The sequence below is a fragment of the Halorubrum sp. C191 genome, from assembly GCF_002727095.1.
In the GTDB taxonomy this organism is placed as follows: Archaea; Halobacteriota; Halobacteria; order Halobacteriales; family Haloferacaceae; genus Halorubrum; species Halorubrum ezzemoulense.
The window spans coordinates 1-17924 of sequence record NZ_NHNZ01000137.1; the positions used below are offsets into that span (position 1 = coordinate 1).

Annotated in this window: 17 protein-coding genes and 1 tRNA gene; 13 read left to right on the plus strand and 5 right to left on the minus strand. The window is 70.5% G+C overall.

Annotated features, from left to right (window positions below; genetic code table 11):
- The coding region (locus Z052_RS13540; protein WP_099289126.1) for a cytochrome C biogenesis protein at positions 1-507 on the plus strand (507 nt) is incomplete at its 5' end.
- A gap of 123 nt (positions 508-630) precedes the next feature.
- A complete protein-coding gene (locus tag Z052_RS13545; protein WP_049930842.1) occupies positions 631-1284 on the plus strand; it encodes an AIM24 family protein in 654 nt (217 codons plus the stop codon).
- Between the two features lie 34 nt (positions 1285-1318).
- On the opposite strand, the gene Z052_RS13550 is transcribed toward Z052_RS13545, so the two are convergent.
- Positions 1319-2674 carry a sodium-dependent transporter gene (locus tag Z052_RS13550; protein ID WP_094520907.1) on the minus strand — a complete coding sequence of 452 codons (1356 nt, stop codon included), beginning with the start codon at positions 2672-2674 and terminating at the stop codon, positions 1319-1321.
- Positions 2675-2869: 195 nt separating this feature from the next.
- On the opposite strand from Z052_RS13550, the gene Z052_RS13555 reads away from it, so the two are divergent.
- A complete protein-coding gene (locus Z052_RS13555) occupies positions 2870-4258 on the plus strand; it encodes an NAD(P)/FAD-dependent oxidoreductase (protein ID WP_094520908.1) in 1389 nt (462 codons plus the stop codon).
- A gap of 58 nt (positions 4259-4316) precedes the next feature.
- Here Z052_RS13555 and Z052_RS13560 read toward each other — a convergent pair whose 3' ends face one another.
- Positions 4317-5459, minus strand: a complete 1143-nt coding sequence (locus Z052_RS13560; protein ID WP_094520909.1) for a Xaa-Pro peptidase family protein — start codon at positions 5457-5459, stop codon at positions 4317-4319.
- Positions 5460-5692: 233 nt separating this feature from the next.
- Here Z052_RS13560 and Z052_RS13565 point away from each other — a divergent pair.
- The 9 genes from Z052_RS13565 (at position 5693) to Z052_RS13605 (ending at position 13366) form a co-directional block, all read left to right on the plus strand.
- Positions 5693-5767 (plus strand) — tRNA-Val (locus Z052_RS13565).
- A gap of 533 nt (positions 5768-6300) precedes the next feature.
- Positions 6301-7047: an AAA family ATPase gene (locus tag Z052_RS13570; protein ID WP_094520910.1), complete on the plus strand. Its 747-nt coding sequence runs from the start codon at positions 6301-6303 to the stop codon at positions 7045-7047.
- 105 nt (positions 7048-7152) lie between these two features.
- Complete coding sequence (locus Z052_RS13575) at positions 7153-7437, plus strand: translation initiation factor eIF-1A (RefSeq protein ID WP_049930850.1); 285 nt, start codon at positions 7153-7155, stop codon at positions 7435-7437.
- 295 nt (positions 7438-7732) lie between these two features.
- Positions 7733-8074, plus strand: a complete 342-nt coding sequence (gene trxA, locus Z052_RS13580) for a thioredoxin (protein ID WP_049930851.1) — start codon at positions 7733-7735, stop codon at positions 8072-8074.
- Positions 8075-8159: 85 nt separating this feature from the next.
- On the plus strand, positions 8160-9302 hold the full coding sequence (locus tag Z052_RS13585) for an aminotransferase class V-fold PLP-dependent enzyme (RefSeq protein WP_086215378.1): 1143 nt from the start codon (positions 8160-8162) through the stop codon (positions 9300-9302).
- 105 nt (positions 9303-9407) lie between these two features.
- Complete coding sequence (locus tag Z052_RS13590) at positions 9408-9965, plus strand: class I SAM-dependent methyltransferase (RefSeq protein WP_086215377.1); 558 nt, start codon at positions 9408-9410, stop codon at positions 9963-9965.
- Positions 9966-10062: 97 nt separating this feature from the next.
- On the plus strand, positions 10063-11163 hold the full coding sequence (locus Z052_RS13595; RefSeq protein ID WP_049930856.1) for a DoxX family protein: 1101 nt from the start codon (positions 10063-10065) through the stop codon (positions 11161-11163).
- Positions 11164-11264: 101 nt separating this feature from the next.
- Positions 11265-12551, plus strand: a complete 1287-nt coding sequence (locus Z052_RS13600; protein ID WP_099289127.1) for a glucose-6-phosphate isomerase — start codon at positions 11265-11267, stop codon at positions 12549-12551.
- 80 nt (positions 12552-12631) lie between these two features.
- Positions 12632-13366 carry a CPBP family intramembrane glutamic endopeptidase gene (locus Z052_RS13605; RefSeq protein ID WP_094520911.1) on the plus strand — a complete coding sequence of 245 codons (735 nt, stop codon included), beginning with the start codon at positions 12632-12634 and terminating at the stop codon, positions 13364-13366.
- 11 nt (positions 13367-13377) lie between these two features.
- On the opposite strand, the gene Z052_RS13610 is transcribed toward Z052_RS13605, so the two are convergent.
- Positions 13378-14673 (minus strand): DNA double-strand break repair nuclease NurA, encoded by a 1296-nt coding sequence (locus tag Z052_RS13610; RefSeq protein WP_086215374.1) that lies wholly within the window; start codon positions 14671-14673, stop codon positions 13378-13380.
- Positions 14674-15011: 338 nt separating this feature from the next.
- Here Z052_RS13610 and Z052_RS13615 point away from each other — a divergent pair, with 338 nt between their 5' ends.
- The gene (locus tag Z052_RS13615; RefSeq protein ID WP_049930862.1) at positions 15012-16919 is read left to right on the plus strand and encodes a methyl-accepting chemotaxis protein; all 1908 of its coding nucleotides are present in this window, start codon (positions 15012-15014) and stop codon (positions 16917-16919) included.
- A 44-nt stretch (positions 16920-16963) separates the two neighbouring features.
- On the opposite strand, the gene Z052_RS13620 is transcribed toward Z052_RS13615, so the two are convergent.
- Positions 16964-17392, minus strand: coding sequence for a hypothetical protein (locus tag Z052_RS13620; protein WP_086219681.1), 429 nt, complete (start codon positions 17390-17392; stop codon positions 16964-16966).
- 1 nt (position 17393) lies between these two features.
- On the minus strand, positions 17394-17894 hold the full coding sequence (locus Z052_RS13625) for a DUF2240 family protein (RefSeq protein WP_176450702.1): 501 nt from the start codon (positions 17892-17894) through the stop codon (positions 17394-17396).
- Positions 17895-17924: the final 30 nt, after the last annotated feature.

Below are 17924 nucleotides of genomic sequence, written 5' to 3' on the forward strand. Positions count from 1 at the left end.
CGAGGGATCGCGGCCGCGGTCGGCGTGTTAGCGACGTTCGCGCTGCTCGCGGGCGCGACCGTCCGGATCGGCTACTCGACGCTGTCGAACATCACGGTGTTCGAGACGCTCGTCGGCGGGCTGCTGATCGCCTTCGGACTGCTCGTGGTCTCCGGGCGCGCGCCGTCGATATCCGTGCCGCTGCCGGAGCGGCGGTCGAGCGTGTTCGGGTTCGGCGTCTTCGGCGCGGGGTACGCACTGGCCGGCGCCGGCTGTGTGGCCCCGGTGTTTCTCAGCGTCGTCGCCCGGGCGATCGCGCTCCCGTCCGAGACGGCGGTACTCCTCCTCGCCGTCTACGCCGGAACCGTCGCCGTCCTGATGGCCGCGACGACCGTCGCGACGGGCGTCGGTCTCGTCAGCAACGCCAACCGGGTGATGAACCACGCGGGACTGCTGAAGCGGATCGCGGGCGCCGTGATGATCGTCGCGGGGATCGGCCAGCTGTACCTCTCGCTGGTCGTGTATTGAGGCCGGACTCGTCTCCCGAACACGGACGGGCCGCGTCTCGCTCCCCGAAACGGGTCCCGTAGATTCTTAACCGATACAGCGGAACTTCCGTACAGCCGAACCGATCGGTTCGGTCCCCGTATCATGAACCTAGACGAGTTCACCGCCGCGAACGCACCGACCGACAGCGCGGAACCGTTCCAGCGCGAGAACAGCTACACCCTAGACGTCGACGTCGACGGCACCGTCATGGCGAAGGCCGGCTCGATGGTGGCGTTCACGGGCGACGTGTCCTTCACCGGGAAGGCCTCCGCGGAGGGCGGTATCACCGGGTTCCTCAAGGAGGCCGCTACGAGCGAAGGAACGCCGATCATGGCCGTCGAGGGGCAGGGCCACGTTTACTTCGCCGACGACGGCAAGAAGGTCCAAGTCGTCGAGCTCGACGCCGGCGAGTCGATCACGGTCAACGGCGAGGACGTGCTCGCCTTCGAGGAGTCGCTCTCCTACGAGATCAACACGATCGACAGCCTCGCCGGCGCGCTCGCCGGGGGCTTCAGCAACGTCTATCTCGAGGGGCCGGGCTACGTCGCGATCACCACCCACGGCGACCCGATCGTCCTCGAACCGCCGGTGTCGACCGACCCGAGCGCGACCGTCGCGTGGAGCGGCACGTCGCCGGACGTGGAGGTCAACCGCAGCCTCTCGGACATGATCGGCCAGGAGTCGGGCGAGCGCTACCAGATGCGCTTCGGCGGCGAGGGGTTCGTCGTGGTCCAGCCGCGCGAGGAACACGTCTGAGGCGGCGACGGGAAGTCAGCCCGGTAGCCCGGGGCTATCGCGCCGCCAGCCAGCCGGCGAAGTCGTCGGTGAGGAAGCCGACGTAGTCGACGACGCCGAGGTACAGCACGACGACCACGACGATCAGGATCGGGACCCGGACCGCCCAGATCCAGACTGCGTCGAGGCCGGCGCCGTCAGCGATCCCCTTTCTGAGCTCCTCGCGGCCGACGTCCGGGATCACCCAGCCGACGAACAGCGCGAGCAGCAGCGAGCCGAGGACGAGCAGGATCCCGTCCGCGAGCCCGTCGTACAGGCCGAGGAAGATCGAGTCGATCGTGACCGGGACGCCGAGCAGGAAGACGGCGGCTCCGAGCGCGGCCGACGCGGGCACCCGGGCGACACCGACCTCGTCGATGAGGTAGGAGACGAGCACCTCGAGGATACTGATCGCGGAGGAGAGCGCGGCGATCCCGACCATGCCGAAGAAGACGACGCCGAGGATCCGGCCGCCGGGAATGCCCGCGAACGCGGCGGTGAGGCTCACGAAGATCGTCCGCGGGCCGCCGGCGCCCGGTTCGATCCCGATCGAAAAGAGGACGGGGAAGACGACGAAGCCGACGAGGACGGCGACGAGCGTGTCCAGCGCCGCAATGATCCCGGCGTCGGCCGCGAGGTTCCGGTCCTCGCCGAGGTAGGAGGCGTACGTTATCATCACGCCCATCCCGAGCGACAGCGTGAAGAACGCCTGTCCGGCGGCGGCGGGGAGGATCTCAGTCCAGTTCGCGGCGATTGTGGCGAAGTCGGGCGAGAGGTAGTAGGCGTACGCCGCGCTCGCGCCGTCGAGGGTGAACCCGTACGCGGCCAGTCCGACGAGCAGGACGAGTATGGCCGGCACCATCACCTTCACGCTCAGTTCGATCCCCCGCCTGACGCCGGCGGCGATGATCCCGACGACGAGCAGCATGAACATGGCGTGGAAGAGGAGGGTGTCGAGCCCGGTCGAGACCGACTCGTACAGCGCGTCCGCGGCCGCCGGGTCGGCGACGGTGAACCCCTCTGTGATCCCGATGAGCGTGTAGCGCAGGAACCACCCCGCGACGACGCTGTAGTACGAGAGGATGATGAAGCCGGTGACGACGAACAGCCAGCCGGCGGACGACCAGACGCCGCTGCCCAGTTCCCGAAGCGCCCCGACTGGGTTCCGGTCGGTGCGGCGCCCGATGACGAACTCCACGAGGATCGCCGGGAACCCGATCAGCGCGACGAACGCGAGGTAGGTGATCAGAAACGACGATCCGCCGTACTGGCCGGTGATGAACGGGAACCGCCAGATGTTCCCCAGCCCGACCGCGCTCCCGACCGCGGCGAGGATGAACCCCGCCCGCGTCGCCCACGTCTCGCGTGCCATTGGTGTGCTGGATGAAATCCCTCTCCCCGATAAAAACGTGTCTCTCTGGGCCGCTTACTGCTGATAATCGAACATGATCAATCGGTCACCGGCCCGGAAACGAACGTTCGCCGCCGTGCGTCCGTCGACACGTCGGCCGGTCGGACCCGCATCGGGGACCGTGAATTTAATAGCCGGACAGGGACCTCACGAGGTATGGAACGCGTAGATGTCGCGATCGTGGGCGGCGGGCCGGCCGGGTCGTCCGCGGCGCACGCGGCCGCGACCGGCGGGGCGGACGCCCTGGTCGTCGAGAAAGGGGTCCCCCGGGCCGACCGCGACGGCCTCGGTCCCGACTCGACCGACGCGGCCGGGATCTTGGACTACTGGGTGGACATCATGGGGATCCACCCCGACGAGTTCGACGACGGAGTAATTCAACGCGAGCTGAACCGCGCCGAGTTCCGGGGGCCCGACGAGTCGGCGACGCTCACTTCCACCGGCATCGACTCCTCGTACGACAAGTTCGGCTACACCTTCCAGCGGGCGCGGTTCGACGACTGGCTCCGCGACCGAGCCGAGGAGGCCGGGGCCGAGTACCGCGTCGGGACCTCCGTCCGCGGCGTCAACACTGACCTCTCGGTGGGCCCCGCCGACGGCGATCCGCGCCACACGCTCGAAATCGCGGACGGCGGCACCGTCGGCGCCGACTTCGTCGTTCTCACCGACGGCCCGCAGCGGACGGTGACGAACCGCGTCCTCGACGAGTACCTGCCCGCGGACGCGCAGGCCTCCGAGCGGTTGGCCTCCCGGACCGCCAACCACATCGCGTATCAGGAGTATCGGCGCGTTCCCGAAGACGTGTTCGAGGAGGTCGAGGACGCGCTCGTCTTCTGGTGGGGCGTGATGCCGGGCGAGACCGCGTACCCGTGGATCTTCCCGAACGCGGACCGCGTCTGCCGGGTCGGGCTGACGATGCCGATCGGCCTCGACATCGACGAGATCGACGCCTCGGAGTACGCCCTCCTCCGCGAGGACGACGAGTCGATCCCGCAGGGCGGCGAGTACATCCGCCGACTCTTGGAGTGGCAGTACGGCGAGGAGTACGACATCGAAGAGGAGTTCCCGCTCGTCGAGGACGCGGGCAAGCGGGGCGGGACGGAGACGTACCCGATCTCGTCTACCCGGCCGATCGACTCGCCCGTGGAGGCCGGCATCGCGGTCGCGGGCGGCGCGATGGGGACCACGTCGGCGTTCCACGAGGGCGGCGATCACGTCGCGGTCCGAACCGGCGCGATCGCGGGCGAACTCGCCGCCGAGGGCGACTTGGCCTCGTATAACCGCCGCTGGAAGGAAGCGATCGGCGACGAGGTCGTCCGCAACGTGACGATGGCCGACATGGTCGCGGAGTACGAGCCCGCCGACTGGGACCGCGTCATCGGCGCGGCCGACGCGATGCTCGCCGCCGAGACCGGCGACGACCTCCTCTCGCAGCCGTACCGCTCCGGGTGGGAGTCGCTCAAGCTGCTGGTCGGTTACAAGTGGAACAAGCGCCGGGTGAAGAAGGGGTACGTCGGCATCGACGAGAGCGAGTACGTGTACTGACCCGCGGACGCCGTCGACCGCGTCGCCGGCGGCGCTGCCCCCGACGAGACCGGTCCCGCTACCGGATCACGGGCGCCGCCAGCTCCACCGGCTCCGCGTCGATCCCCGCCACGTCAACCGGTTCGGTCTCGTGGGTTGGCCACCGACCGGTCTTCGTGAGCCGCTCCGTCAGGTCCGGCGCGACGAGGTGCGTGTCCTCGCTTTTCGTTCCTCGGACCGTCGGATTCCACGCGTAGCCCATCGGCCACCGGACGGGCTCGTCGCCGTCGGGCGTCGCTATCCACTCTCGGCCCGCGAACCCGGCCGCGCCGCCCTGGTGGTGCTTCTCCCATTCGTCGGCGAAGCCGACCGCGTCGTACGCCTCTCGGATCGCCTCGAACACGTCACCGGCGGCGTCGGGGGCGTCCGCGGACCCGGCGTCACCGTCTCCTCCGACGAGCGTCCCGGCCGCCGCGGCCTCGGTGGCTCGGATCGCGGTGGCCTCGACGCGCGCCGCGGCGCGGTGTCGCTCCTCGAACCAGTCCGGCGCGTCGAAGGCCACCGTCCGCGTCATCGAGGCGTAGAGCCCCGCCCGCTCCGCGGTGACCGAGACGAGCGCGTAGTCGCCGAGCGCGGCGTCGCTCGGGGTGTAGTGGCGGAACGCCTGCGCTCGCTCCGCGCCGCCGACGAGGACGACCGGCGTGTCCACGTCGCGGGAGGCGAGCGAGATGTCAATGCCGGCCGCGACCTCGTACTCCGGGTCGTCGGGTTCGAGGTTCCGGCAGACGGTCTCGACGGCGGCCGCGACCTCCCGACCCAGCTCGCGGTACCGCTCGACGTCGTCGTCGGTGAGGGGTTGTCGGAGCCGGCTCCCGTCGACCGCCTCGAAGCCGGACACGTCGAAGTCCGCGGCGGCGGGCTCGGGCGACCGCTCGGCGACCGCCGCGGCGAGTGAGTCGGCGTACCACGGGAACGACTCGACCGCGAACGCGTCCGGAAGCTCCTCGTCGGCGAGCCGGTCCGCCTCGATGTCGTCGGCGATCACGCGGAGTTCGCCGTCGTAGCCAGCGGCCGCGACGCCCGTCGCCGCGTCGGCGTCCACGACGTTGTCGCCGCCGGTGAGCCACGCGAACCCGTTCGGCCGCGCGAACCAGACCGCTTCGAGTCCGCGCTCGGCGAGGTAGGCGTCCAGCCTGTCCGTGCGGGCGGCAAGGTCGACCATACGGACGGACTGTCGCCGAACGGGTAAAACCGGTCGGAAGCCGTCTGCGCGCGGACGCCGTGCGACCGCTCCGTACCCGCCGTCCGGTCGACACCGACCGACGACCCGCCTGGGCCGCGACCGTCGCCGCGCTGTCTCCCGATCGAGCCGCCGGGCCGGCCCCGCGGGCGGTTCGAAACGAAAGGTTCAATTACGTCCCACGGAAACGACGAGACGCGTCAGTAAGCCCCTTCGGGTTGGTAGTCTAGTCCGGTTATGACACCTCCTTGACATGGAGGAGGCCGGCGGTTCAAATCCGCCCCAACCCACTTTCTTGCGGCCGATACCACACGACTGCGGGAGTCCCGGATGTAATCACCGGACGATATAGCGACGAGTTCAGCGGAGGCAGTGCGTTACTCTGTCTAACTGAACACTGAACGAGTCATCAGACTGTGATCGCAAACCCGTCGCTCGGGGAGATTTTCTGAGCAGAGATTCTTCCCTCCGAGCATAAGTTTCCGATCCGAGGCCACCTCCGAATTCGGCTCCCGATTTGCGCTACAACTCCCGGTTGTAATCGTCGCGGTCGTGGCGGTAACCGGATTGTCACTGTACCTCTCTGTGACTATGGCCGCGGCTTCCGGCCTCCTCGTCGGAACCATCGTCGCCTTGCTCGTCGCTGCTCTCGCAACGATACTCGATTAATTCCATCGGCTATCGGTGGACGACCCGGGACGGACGCTTGATCCGGCGGTACGTCGAGGGGTCCTGATCCGCCGCGAGCCGGGGGGCCTCACGGCGTCGGTCGGGGGTGGCTAATGAGAAGTTTCTTTTACCTCACCCCGGAGAATAGCGGTAGATGAGTGACCGAGGCGGTCGACCGTCGGACCGAACCGAATCCCCCGCTTCGAGCGGTGAAACGGCGGGTTCCTTCGATCCGGCGTCGCTGACCTCGTCCGCCCCGGTCGCCGACGACGGCGCGTCGACCGGGCGACTGGTCGTCGTCTGCGGGCTGCCCGGCGTCGGCAAGACGACCGTCGCCGAGCGGATCGCCGACCACGTCGACGGGCGGATCCGGCGGACCGACGTGATACGCAAGCAGCTGTTCGACGACCCGGAGTACACCGACGCGGAGACCGAGGCGGTCTACGCCGAACTGCTCGCGCGCGCTCGCGACGACGTCGGCGACGGGGGCGCCGTCGTCCTCGACGCGACGTTCGCGGACGCCCGGTTCCGGGCGGACGCCCGGGAGACGGCCGCCGAGGCCGCGGCCGAGTTCGACCTCGTCGAGGTCGCCTGCGACGAGGCGGTCGTCGAGCGCCGGATCGAGCGCCGAGACGGGATCAGCGACGCCGACTTCGAGATCCACCTCCACTTCAAGGAGCTGTTCGACGAGGTGGCGTCGGAGCACGTCGTCGTCGACAACTCCGGGACCGAGGCTGAGACGTTCGCGCAGGTCGACGCGGCGTTCGGCGAGCGGGCGACCGACGGTGACGCGGCCGGGTACGACGCGACCGACGGCGACGCGACCGGCGAAGGTACGGCCGTCGAAGGTTCGACCGTTGACGGAGACGATCGGTCGACCACGCTCACCGACGCGGAGTGAGTTCGGTCCGGCGCTCCGGGGCGCCGTCGTCGTGCGAACGGATCGCGTGACGGGCGCACACACGCGTCTCCAATCACTTATACGGGCGAGCGCACAACGGAAGGTATGAGCGAAGAATCCGGGCGGAAGAACCTCCGCATGCCCAACGACGACGAAGTGTTCGCCGTAGTGACAGAACACCTCGGCGGCAACCACGTCCAACTGCGCTGCGCCGACGGCGAGGAACGACTCGGCCGGATCCCCGGCCGCATGAAGTACCGCACGTGGATCAACGAGGGCGACGTGGTCCTCGCCGAGCCGTGGGACTGGCAGGACGAGAAGGCGAACGTCGAGTGGCGGTACGATGACGAGGACGCCGACCAGCTCCGCCGCGAAGGCCACATCCAGTAGCGACGCCCGACTCGTCGGGCGAGCGGACCGCCCCGGACGCGCAGTTGTGTTGTCACCGATCGATGCTCTCGCCGCTCTTCTCGATTACGCCGCGACCCGGCAGCGGGTCGTCTCGGTCCCCGAACCGGCCGGCGGAAAGATACGGTCAGTACGGCGACGGCCACCGATTCCGCCGGAATCGGGACCGATCGAGAGCGGCCGGGGCGGCCGAGTCGCTCCGGCTCATCCTCCGTAGTGTGTAGTATTGTGGTCTATATCCAAAACCGTTATCAGTCCCGGGCGTGTACCAAGTGGTATGAGTTCGACAGAAGCCGCTCCCGCAGAACCGATCCAGCTGGACGACGCCGACGCGTTCGACGACCGAGTCGCCGAGAACGATGTCGTTCTCGTCGACTTCTACGCCGACTGGTGCGGTCCGTGCCGGATGATGGAGCCCGCCGTCGAGGCGGTCGCGAGCGACACCGACGCGGCGGTGCTGAAGGTCGACGTCGACGTCCACCAGGCCCTGGCCGGCGAGTACGGCGTCCAGGGGATCCCGACGCTGCTCGTGTTCGCCGACGGTGAGCCGGTTGAGCGTATGGTCGGCGCGCAGAGCGAGCAGGCGCTGACCGACGCGGTCGGCGAACACACCGCCTGAATCGGTCCGACAGGCGTCACACACTGAACACCCGAGACGCGGGACCGCGCCGGCCATCGCGGCCCGAGTCGCCGAAACCGACACCATGAGAACGATCCAACTCGACGACGACGGTATGACCCCGAGAGAGCTCCGCGCGGACGTCCCGGCCCTCGGCGACGCGGCGTACTTCAACTTCGGCGCGCACGGGCCGAGCCCGGAGTACGTCGTCGAGGCGGCCGGGTCCTTCATCGAGGAGCACGAGTACGGCTCCGCGACCACCGACCCGTACGGCCACGCGTTCGAGACGTACGACCGCGTTCGCGAGCGGATCGCGGCGTTCGTCGGCGCCGACCCCGAGGAGGTCGCGCTGACGGAGAGCACGACCGACGGGATCACCCGCGTCGCCGGCGCGATCGACTGGGAACCGGGCGACGTGGTCGTCCGGACCGATCTCGAACACCCGGCAGGCGTCCTCCCGTGGAAGCGCCTCGAACGCGAGGGCGTCGAAGTCCGCGTCCTCGAAACGGAGGCGGGCCGCGTCGACCGCGACGAGTACGCAGCGGCGGTCGCGGACGCCCGGCTCGTCTGTTTCAGCGCGATCACGTGGACCCACGGCACCCGCCTCCCCGTCGCCGACCTCGTTGAGGTCGCGAACGACGCGGGCGCGTTCACCCTCGTCGACGCGGTTCAGTCGCCCGGGCAGGGCGCGATGGACGTGAGCGAGTGGGGCGCCGACGCGGTCGCCGCGGCCGGCCACAAGTGGACGCTCGGCCCGTGGGGCGCCGGATTCCTCTACGTGGACCGCGACGCCGCGGCCGATCTCGCGCCCCACGCGGTCGGCTACCGCGGCGTCGAGGACCCGACCGGCGACGAGATCGAGTTCAAGCCGGCCGCAGGGCGCTTCGAGGTCGGGACGACGACGGCGGCGGCGCACGTCGGCCTCGTCGAGGCGCTCGACGCCATCGAGGCGGTCGGCCTCGACGCGATCGAGGCGCGGATCGAGGCGCTCACCGACCGGCTCAAGGACGGCGTCCCCGAGGACCGACTCCTCAGCCCGCGGGCGTTCGAGTCCGGGCTCGTGACGATCGACGTCGACGACCCGGAGGCGACCGTCGAGCGACTCGGCGAGCGGGACATCGTCGTCCGGTCGCTCCCGCACCCGGACGGGATCCGGGTGTCGGTCCACGCCGTCTCGACGGAGGCGGAGGTCGACCGGCTCCTCGACGCGCTGGAACCCGAGTGGTGACCGGCGGGACGGGTCGCCGTCCCGTTCCACGTCGCGGGGTCGCGTCGGCTCAGTCGCACGCGCCTCGACCGGACGCGTTTTAGTACTCGACGCGCAATACCGCCCATGGGATTCCACACGTTCGACGCCGAGCAGGCGTCGCAGCTCGAGCGCCCGAGCCGCTACCGATGGGTCTCCGCGGAGGAGCTTATCGGCCCGCTGGTCGAGGTCGGCGCCGCGGTCGTCGCCGACCTCGGCAGCGGTACCGGCTTCTACACCGACGCCGTCGCCGAACACGCCGAGACCGTCTACGGCGTCGACGTCCAGTCGGAGATGCACGAGTACTACCGCGACAAGGGGCTCCCGGAGAACGTCGACCTCGTCGCGAGCGACGTCTCGGACCTCCCCCTCGCCGACGGCGAACTCGACGGGGCGTGCTCGACGATGACGTACCACGAGTTCGCGAGTCCGGACGCGATCGGCGAGCTCGCCCGCGTCCTCCGCTCCGACGGGCGGCTCGTCGTGTTCGACTGGTCGGCCGACGGCGACGGCGACCACGGGCCGCCGGTCGACGAGCGCTTCGCTGCGCGCGACGCGCGCGAAACGCTCGCCGACGCCGGGTTCGAGATCGAGCGCGCCGAGACGCGGACCGAAACGTTCGGCGTCGTCGCGCGGGCACCCTAAACGACCGTCCCGTATCTGTCCGAAACCGCCGCCACACCGTCGCATTCGAACGTTCGTGAAGAAATACCGTTAGGTGTATCCAGCCCGTACGAGGGGTATGTCCGTCCGTCACCGATCGGTAGCCGTCGCCGCGCTCGCCATGTTCGCGACGCTCGCCGCGCGACCGGCCGCGGCCCACGTCGACTACGTTACCGAGGACTCCGGCGACCCGCTCGACGCTGTGGCGTTCGTCGTCGAGGTGCTCTCGGACCCGTTCAACGCGGCGCTGTTCGCGGGGTCCGGAGCGCTCGGGCTCGTCGGCATCGCGGCGTACCTCTGGGTGCGACCGACGATCGTCGACATCGTCGTCCTCCGCGAAAAGCTCGCCGGGTACGCCGACCTCGTCCCGTGGATGCTCCGCCTCGCCGTCGGGCTCCCGCTCGTCGGCGCCGGCTTCGAGGGGTATCTCTTCGCGCCGACGCTCGCGTTCGACACCGGGGCGAGCCCGCTCCTCCGGGTGCTGTTCATCGGGCTCGGGTTCTTCACCCTCTTCGGGCTGGCGACGCGGATCACCGCGACGGTCGGCCTGCTGACGTACGCGTGGGTGTTCCTCGCGGTCGACCCCCTCGTCTTCCTCGCCGTGGAGTACGTCCCGGTGTTCCTCGCGCTGCTGATCCTCGGCGGCGGCCGCCCGAGCGCCGACGACATGCTGCTGGCGGTCGCGAGCACGCCGGGCTCATACTACGGCCGGGTCGACCCCGTCCAGTACCTCAAGTCGTTCCTCGACGAGTCGACGGCCCCGCTGCGGCGCTACGTCCCGGCGGTGCTCCGGGTCGGGATGGGCGTCTCGTTCGTCTACCTCGGCCTCATTCAGAAGCTCGCCGACCCCGCGAGCGCGCTCCAGGTCGTCGAGAAGTACGACCTCACGGCGGTGGTCCCGGTCGACCCGGGGCTGTGGGTCGTCGGCGCGGGGGTGACCGAGGTCGCCGTGGGGCTCGCGCTGATCGCGGGTTTCTTCACCCGCGGCGCGGCCGCGCTCTCGTTCGTCCTGTTCACGACGACCCTGTTCGGGCTCCCGGACGATCCCGTCCTCGCGCACGTGGCGCTGTTCGGGATGGCGTCGGCGGTGTTCACGCTCGGCTCCGGCCCGCTCGCGTTCGACTACTGGTTCGGTCGGCCGGCGCTCGACGGCGACGACTCGGCGGTCGCGGCGGACTGACCGCGACGGGTGCTCGTCCGTGACGGGCCACGACCGCGGGCGGGCGCCGCGACCGCGACCCCCCGCCGGCTTTTAAGTTACTCTCGCGCGGTGAGGGAGGTATGCGAGTGGACCTCGGCAACGCCCTGGCGACGACGCCCGGGCTCACGACGGCAACGCTGGACCGACTCGACGACCGCGTCGCGGCCGCGCACGAGCGGATCGCGGCCGGGATGGCCGACGACGAGTTCGGGTACGCCGCCCTGACGCTCCCCGAGACCGCGGACCCGGACGCGATCTACGCCGCGGTCGAGGGGTTCGACCGCCCCGAGGCGGTGTTGACGGTCGGGATCGGTGGCAGCGCGCTCGGCGCGGCGACGCTGTCGAACGCCCTCGACAGCGACGTGGACGCGTACGTCCTCGACAACATCGACCCCGACGAGACGCGGCGCCGCCTCGCCGACCTCCCGCTCGACGACACCGTCGTCAACGTGGTGTCGAAGTCGGGGACGACCGCGGAGACGCTCGCGAACTTTCTCGTCGTCCGCGAGGCGATGGCCGACGCGGGTGTCGACTGGACCGAGCGCACCCTCGTCACGACGGGCGAGTCGGGGAACCTCCGCCGGCTGGCCGACCGCCACGACCTTCCGTCGCTCCCGGTGCCCGACGGCGTCCCCGGGCGCTTCTCGGCGCTGTCGACGGTCGGGCTCGCTGTCGCCGCGCTCCAGGGCCACGACGTCGAGTCCGTCCTCGCGGGGGGCCGCGACGGGATGGACGCGCTCGCCGGGTCGCTGTACGACTCGCCCGCGTACGCCTACGGGGCGGCGACGTACGCGCTCGCGGAGCGGGGCGCGCTCACCAACGCCGTGATGCCGTACGCTGAGTCGCTGGAGACGTTCGCGGAGTGGTTCGCCCAACTGTGGGCCGAGAGCCTCGGGAAGGACGGGCTGGGGCAGACCCCGGCGCGCGCGCTCGGGGCGACCGATCAACACTCCCAGCTCCAGCTGTACCGCGCCGGGCCACCCGACAAGCTGGTGACGCTCGTCCGGCCGACAGAGCGCGCCGACGCGCCGATCCCCGAGACGGACCTCGACGGGCTCGCGTACCTCGGCGGCTCGTCGCTCGGCGGCCTGCTCGACGCCGAGTTCGAGGCGACTGAGGCGAGCCTCGCGGCCGCCGACGTCCCCAACGTGCGGGTCGAGATCGACCGCGTCGACGAACGCGCGCTCGGCGAACTCCTGTTCGGGATGGAGGCCGCTTGCGTGCTGTACGGCGAGCTCGCGAGCGTCTCGACGTTCACCCAGCCCGCCGTCGAATGGGGCAAGAAGGCGGCCCGCGGGCTGCTCGGCGGCGGCGACTTCGAGGAGGCCGAGGCGGTCGCGGAGAAGCGCGAGCTGCGAATAGACTGATCTGCTCTGCGAGTGGGGACGTCGTCGGCGCCGATCCCCTTCCGGTGCGTCTAAAGCCCTTGCGAGTCGTGTTCACTGTAATGAGCGACGACCTCTCGGCCTCGGCGGTCGGCCAGCGCGTGTTCCGCGTCGCGAGCGCCCTGTTCGCGATCGTGTTCGCGCTCCTCGTCGCGAGCGCGATCACCGCGCCGGGCGCGGAGCTGGCCGCCTCCCTCGGGCTGGTGTCGGAGGGCACGACCGGCTACCAGCTCCTTCAGACGCTGCTCCAGTTCGTCGGGTTCGCGATCGCGGTCGCCGGCTACCTCGCGATCACCGACCAGTGGACGCTCGCCCGGATCTCCCGCCCTGACGCCCGCGAAGCGGCGATCATCGTCGGCGGGGGTATCGCCCTCTTCGCGTTCCAGTACGGCGCGCTGTTCGCGCTCGATCAGGTCGGCCTCTCGACCGGGCAGAATCAGGCGGTCGTCCCCGCCGGCAACCCCGTCCCGTACTACCTCGCGATGATCGCGGTGTCGCTCGCGGTGGTCGGCCCGGTCGAGGAGCTGCTGTTCCGCGGCGTCGTCCAAGGCACCGTCCGCCGCGCGTTCGACGCGGTCCCCGCGGTGCTCATCGCGAGCCTCGCGTTCGGGCTGATCCACCTCCCCTCGGTCTCGGGGACGCCGGTCGAGCAGTGGGCGTACGTCGGTATCGTGGTCGTGTTGGGGTCCGTCCTCGGCGCGTTCTACGAGTGGACGGACAACGTGGTGGTGCCGGGGCTGGTCCACGGCATCTACAACGCGGTCACCTACGCGGTGCTGCTCGCGCAGGCCCTCTGAGGGGCACCGGTTCAGTACGTCTCTTTCCCCCACCGCAGGTCGTCGTAGGTCGCCTGCTGGTCGCTGCCGAGCCGCTCCTCGAACTTCCGGCGGAGCGCCGCCTTCTCGCTGGCTGAGATGCGCGCCAGCGCGTCCGCCTTCGCGACCGGCTCCGGCGGGCCGCGGGTCGCCGCCACCTCGGCGACCACCTGCCGGGTGAGCCGTTCGCGGGTCCCCGCGTCGCGGGTGAACGCGTACGGCGCCTCCAGCTTGTAGGTCACGTCGGTCCGCGGGTCGTAGACGACCATGAACGTGGGCTCGTACAGCTCGGGGTCGAGCTCGCGGTCGACACCGAGCGCGTCGCCGTCGGCGGCCATCGGCGCGTCCGCGCCGCCGCGGCTGCGGAACCACGTGGTGAACGTGAGGTCGTCGTCGAGCCGCGCGCCGCGCTCTGCGCCCCGGTCGTCGTCGGTGAACTCTCCGTCGCCGGCGGCCCCGTACGGCTCGCGGCGCTCCAACAGCCGGGTGAACAGCGCGGTGTCGTCGGGCCACGGCGACTCGACGCCGGCGCGCGAGAGCGCGCGGACAGCGGTGCCGCTCGCGGGGTTCTTCACGAAGCCGGCCAGCGGCACGTCGCGCTCGACGAACCGCTCGACGAGGCGGACGTACTTCTCGATCACCGCTCGCGGCTTCGCCTCGCGGGCGAGCGCGCCGAGCTCCGGGTCGCGGTCGGCCCACGTGAACAGCTCCTTCGGGTAGATGGGGCCGTCGAGGACGAGCAGGTCCTCCACCCGGTCCGCGTGGTCGAGCGCGTGGGTCCCCTCCGCGAGGTATAAGGCGAGCGCGTGGACGACCCGCTCCGCGTAGCGGTTCACCCGCGGGACGTGGAGGACGCGCTGCTTGGTGTGGCCCTCGTCGCGGCGCGTCCACTCGCTGTCGAAGCCGGCGGTCGAGTCGCCGGCGTGGACGGTGGCCACGATGGTGCGGTCGCGGTGGAGGTCGAGGTCGGTCGGCGAGCTCGCCATCGCCGCGTGGGCGACGTCGACGACGAGGCCGTTCTTGAACGTCGTCGGGTTGATCGTCCCCGAGTCGAGCCCGTGGACCGCCTCGAACGGGCGCTCGGCGAGCGCCACGTCGTCGATGGCGGCCCGATGGCGCTCGTGGTCGCCGAGCGCCGCGAGCACGACCCGGCCGTCGCGGCGTAGTTCGGGGAGCCACTCCCGCCAGACGCGCTCGGCGAGGTCGTCGTGGTCCGTCGCGTCCACGTCGCCGCCGATGCCGTACGCGAGCCGGGCGATGTTCTCGACGTGGATCGGATCGAGCGTCACGACCGTACGGCGGGCCGGACCAATATAAAAGGCGTCGGCCGCGCGGTCGACGACCTGGGCGCCCGGCGCGAGTTCGCTCAGCGGGGGTTCACTCGGCGGGAGTTCGCTCAGTGAAACCGGTTCCGTCCGGTGAAGTTCGTGCCACTCAATGAGGTCATTCCGCCCGCCGGGACGAACGTGTTCGATCATCGCCGAACAATCGGCAACGTCGTGGGGTAAATTGTGTCAGCGCGATATCACTCAGCGGCTTAATTACCAGCGTCTCAGGACCTGAGAGACGGTATCAGCGATAATATCTGGAGGCGACGTGTTTTTATACCGTGCGACAATCGTCGCCCATGGCAGAGACTGCGACCGGCGTGGACGCGGGGGGATCGGGCGGGCTGGCGGAGAGCGTGCGGGACGTGATCCGCTACATCCCGGACGGCACCTCGATGCCGGAGGAAATGTGGAGCCCGCGGCATCGGAACATCCTGATTTCGATCGCGGTCCAGGTGCCGCTGCTGATCGGGCTCGGCCTCTACAACGGGACGGAGTCGTTCACCGGCGCGCAGATTCCGGCGACGCCGCTGTGGATGCTCGGCGGGTTCGTCGCCGTCATCCTCGGCACCGGCGCGCTGGCAAGCTGGTCGCGGCTCGGCCGCCGCCAGCGGACGGTGCTCTCCGCGTTCAGCCTCATGACCGTCTCGATGGCGATGGTCAAGCTGTCGGGCGGCTACATCGAGGCGCACTTCAGCTTCTTCGTGTTTATCGGGGTGCTCGCGCTGTACGAGGACTGGCTCCCGTTCGCCGTCGGCGTCGTGTACGTGGCGGTCGGCCACGGCGCGTTCAGCCTCATCGATTCGAGTCTCGTCTACAACCACACCGCGGCGATACAGAACCCGATCGTCTGGGGCGGCATTCACGCGGTCTTCGTCCTCGCGCTGGCCAGCGCGCTGATGGTCAACTGGTACTCGATCGAGAAGTCGCGCGAGGCGGCGCGCGAGCAGCTGGAACTGGCGGAGCGGAAGCAGGCGGAGATCCAGGACGTCGAGGCGGCGAAGGCGGAGGTCGAGGAGCGCCGGGAGGAGGTCGAGCGGCTGAACAGCCACCTCGAGACGAAGGCGGACGACTACAGCGCCGCGATGGGCCGGGCGGCAGACGGCGACCTCACGGTCCGGCTCGACGCGGAGAGCGAGAGCGAGGCGATGGCGCAGATCGGCGCGGCGTTCAACGAGATGATGGAGGACATCGACGCGGCGATGGGCGAGGTGCGGTCGTTCGCGCAGGACGTGTCGACCGCGAGCGCGGACACGGTCGACGGCGTCGAGACCGCGTCCGACCGGAGCGAGGCCGTCAGCCGGTCGGTCACGGAGATCGCCGAGGGCGCCGACGAGCAGCGCGAGATGCTGCGGCAGGTGTCCGACGAGATGAACGACCTCTCGGCGACGATCGAGGAGGTCGCCTCCTCGACCGAGACGGTCGTCTCGGTCGCCGAGCAGACCGCCGACATCGCCGACGAGGGCGAGGAGACCGCCGAGGCGGCGATCGGCCGCGTCGAGGAGTCGCGCGAGGCGCTCGACTCGGCCGCGGGGACCGTCCAGCAGCTCGACGACCGGATGGAGGACATCGGCGAGATCGTCGACCTCATCGGCGACATCGCCGAGCAGACGAACCTGCTCGCCTTGAACGCGAACATCGAGGCCGCCCGCGCGGGTGGCAGCGGCGGCGGGAGCGACGGGTTCGCGGTCGTCGCCGACGAGGTGAAGCAACTCGCGGAGGAGACGCAGGACGCCGCCACCGAGATCGAGGAGCTCATCGGCGCCACGCAGTCGCAGACCGAGGGGACCGTCGAGGCGGTCCGGAGCGCCGAGGAGAACATCGCCGCCGGGGCCGACGCCGTCGAGGACGCCGCGGACGCGTTCGCGCGGGTGTCGGAGAACGCCGCGGAGACCGACGAGGGGATCCGCGAGATCAGCCGGGCCACCGACGATCAGGCGGCCAGCACTGAGGAGACCGTCTCGATGGCCGAGGAGGTCGCGGAGATCAGCGGGTCGACGGCCGACGAGGCCGACGCGGTCGCCGAGGCCGCTGACGAGCAGCTGACCGCGATGAGCGAGGCGACGACGGCGGCCGGGTCGCTCGCGGAGCAGGCGGAGCGGCTCGGCTCGCTCGTCCGGGACTTCGACGTCTCCGGCGGCGGGACCGGTCCCGCGTCGGGCCCCGGCCCGAGCGCGGCGGTCGGCGACGGCGGCCAGCGCGAGTAGACGCGCGGCGACGAGACGTTTTTCCGCGGTTCGGCGCTGCCCGGCTATCTATCGTCCGACTCGCTCCGAACAGCTTCGAGGACCGCCAGCGCGCGCTTCACTCCCGCGCCGTCCTCCACGAACACAAGCGTCCGGGGCGGGCGGACCGCCTTCGGCCGGACGCGGAGGTCGACCTCCCTCGCCGCGTCCGCGACCGCGTCCGGGGCCGCGACCGCTTCGATCCGCGCGCGGTCCGGCTGGACGTACACCTCGGCGACGGTCGGGTCGGGGTCGGTCTCCGCGGACGCGTCCCCGTCTGGCGAGCCGTCGCGCTCGCGGACGATCCGGTACGCCAGCGCGCCGTCGGCGGTCGGCTCGACGTCGGGGTCGGCGTCGGCGACGGTCAGCCCGCGGAGCCGGCTCTCGTTCCCCGTCACCTCGGAGGCGAGGAGCTGAGCGATCCGGACGCCGTCCGCGAGTCGGTCCGTCACCATCTCACGCCGCCCCCGAGTCGTCGGCGTCGGTCGGATCGCCTCCCGCGTCGCCCGCCTCGGCGGCGAGCTCCTCGCGCACGTCGACCGCGAGGCGGTCGACCGCGACGCCCTGCTCGCGGGCGTAGAGGACCGCGGCGGCCTCGATGGTGACCGCCAGCGCCCGCTGACGCTCGTTGATCGCGGCGACGGCGCGCTGCTTCTCGACGCCCGCGGCGACGACGGCGTCGAGCGCGCTCTCGAAGGTGGACTGCTCGCGGAGGACCGACTCGTCCGGGGTGAACCCCTCCGGGACGGTCACCTCGGCCGGGTCGAACTGCGGGACCAGATCGCCGTCCTCGGACGCCAGCAGGCCGCGGCCGAGCGCGACGTCGACGAGCCGCTTCGCCTGGTCGGGCGAGAACCACTCGCGCTCCAGCGACAGCGCGACGACGAACTCCCCCTGCCCGAGCCGGTCCTGTGCCCGAGCCTTGAACGGGGCGGCGACGGCGACCTCCAGACTCATGTGAGACGAACGGCCCGGCGGGCGCGTAAA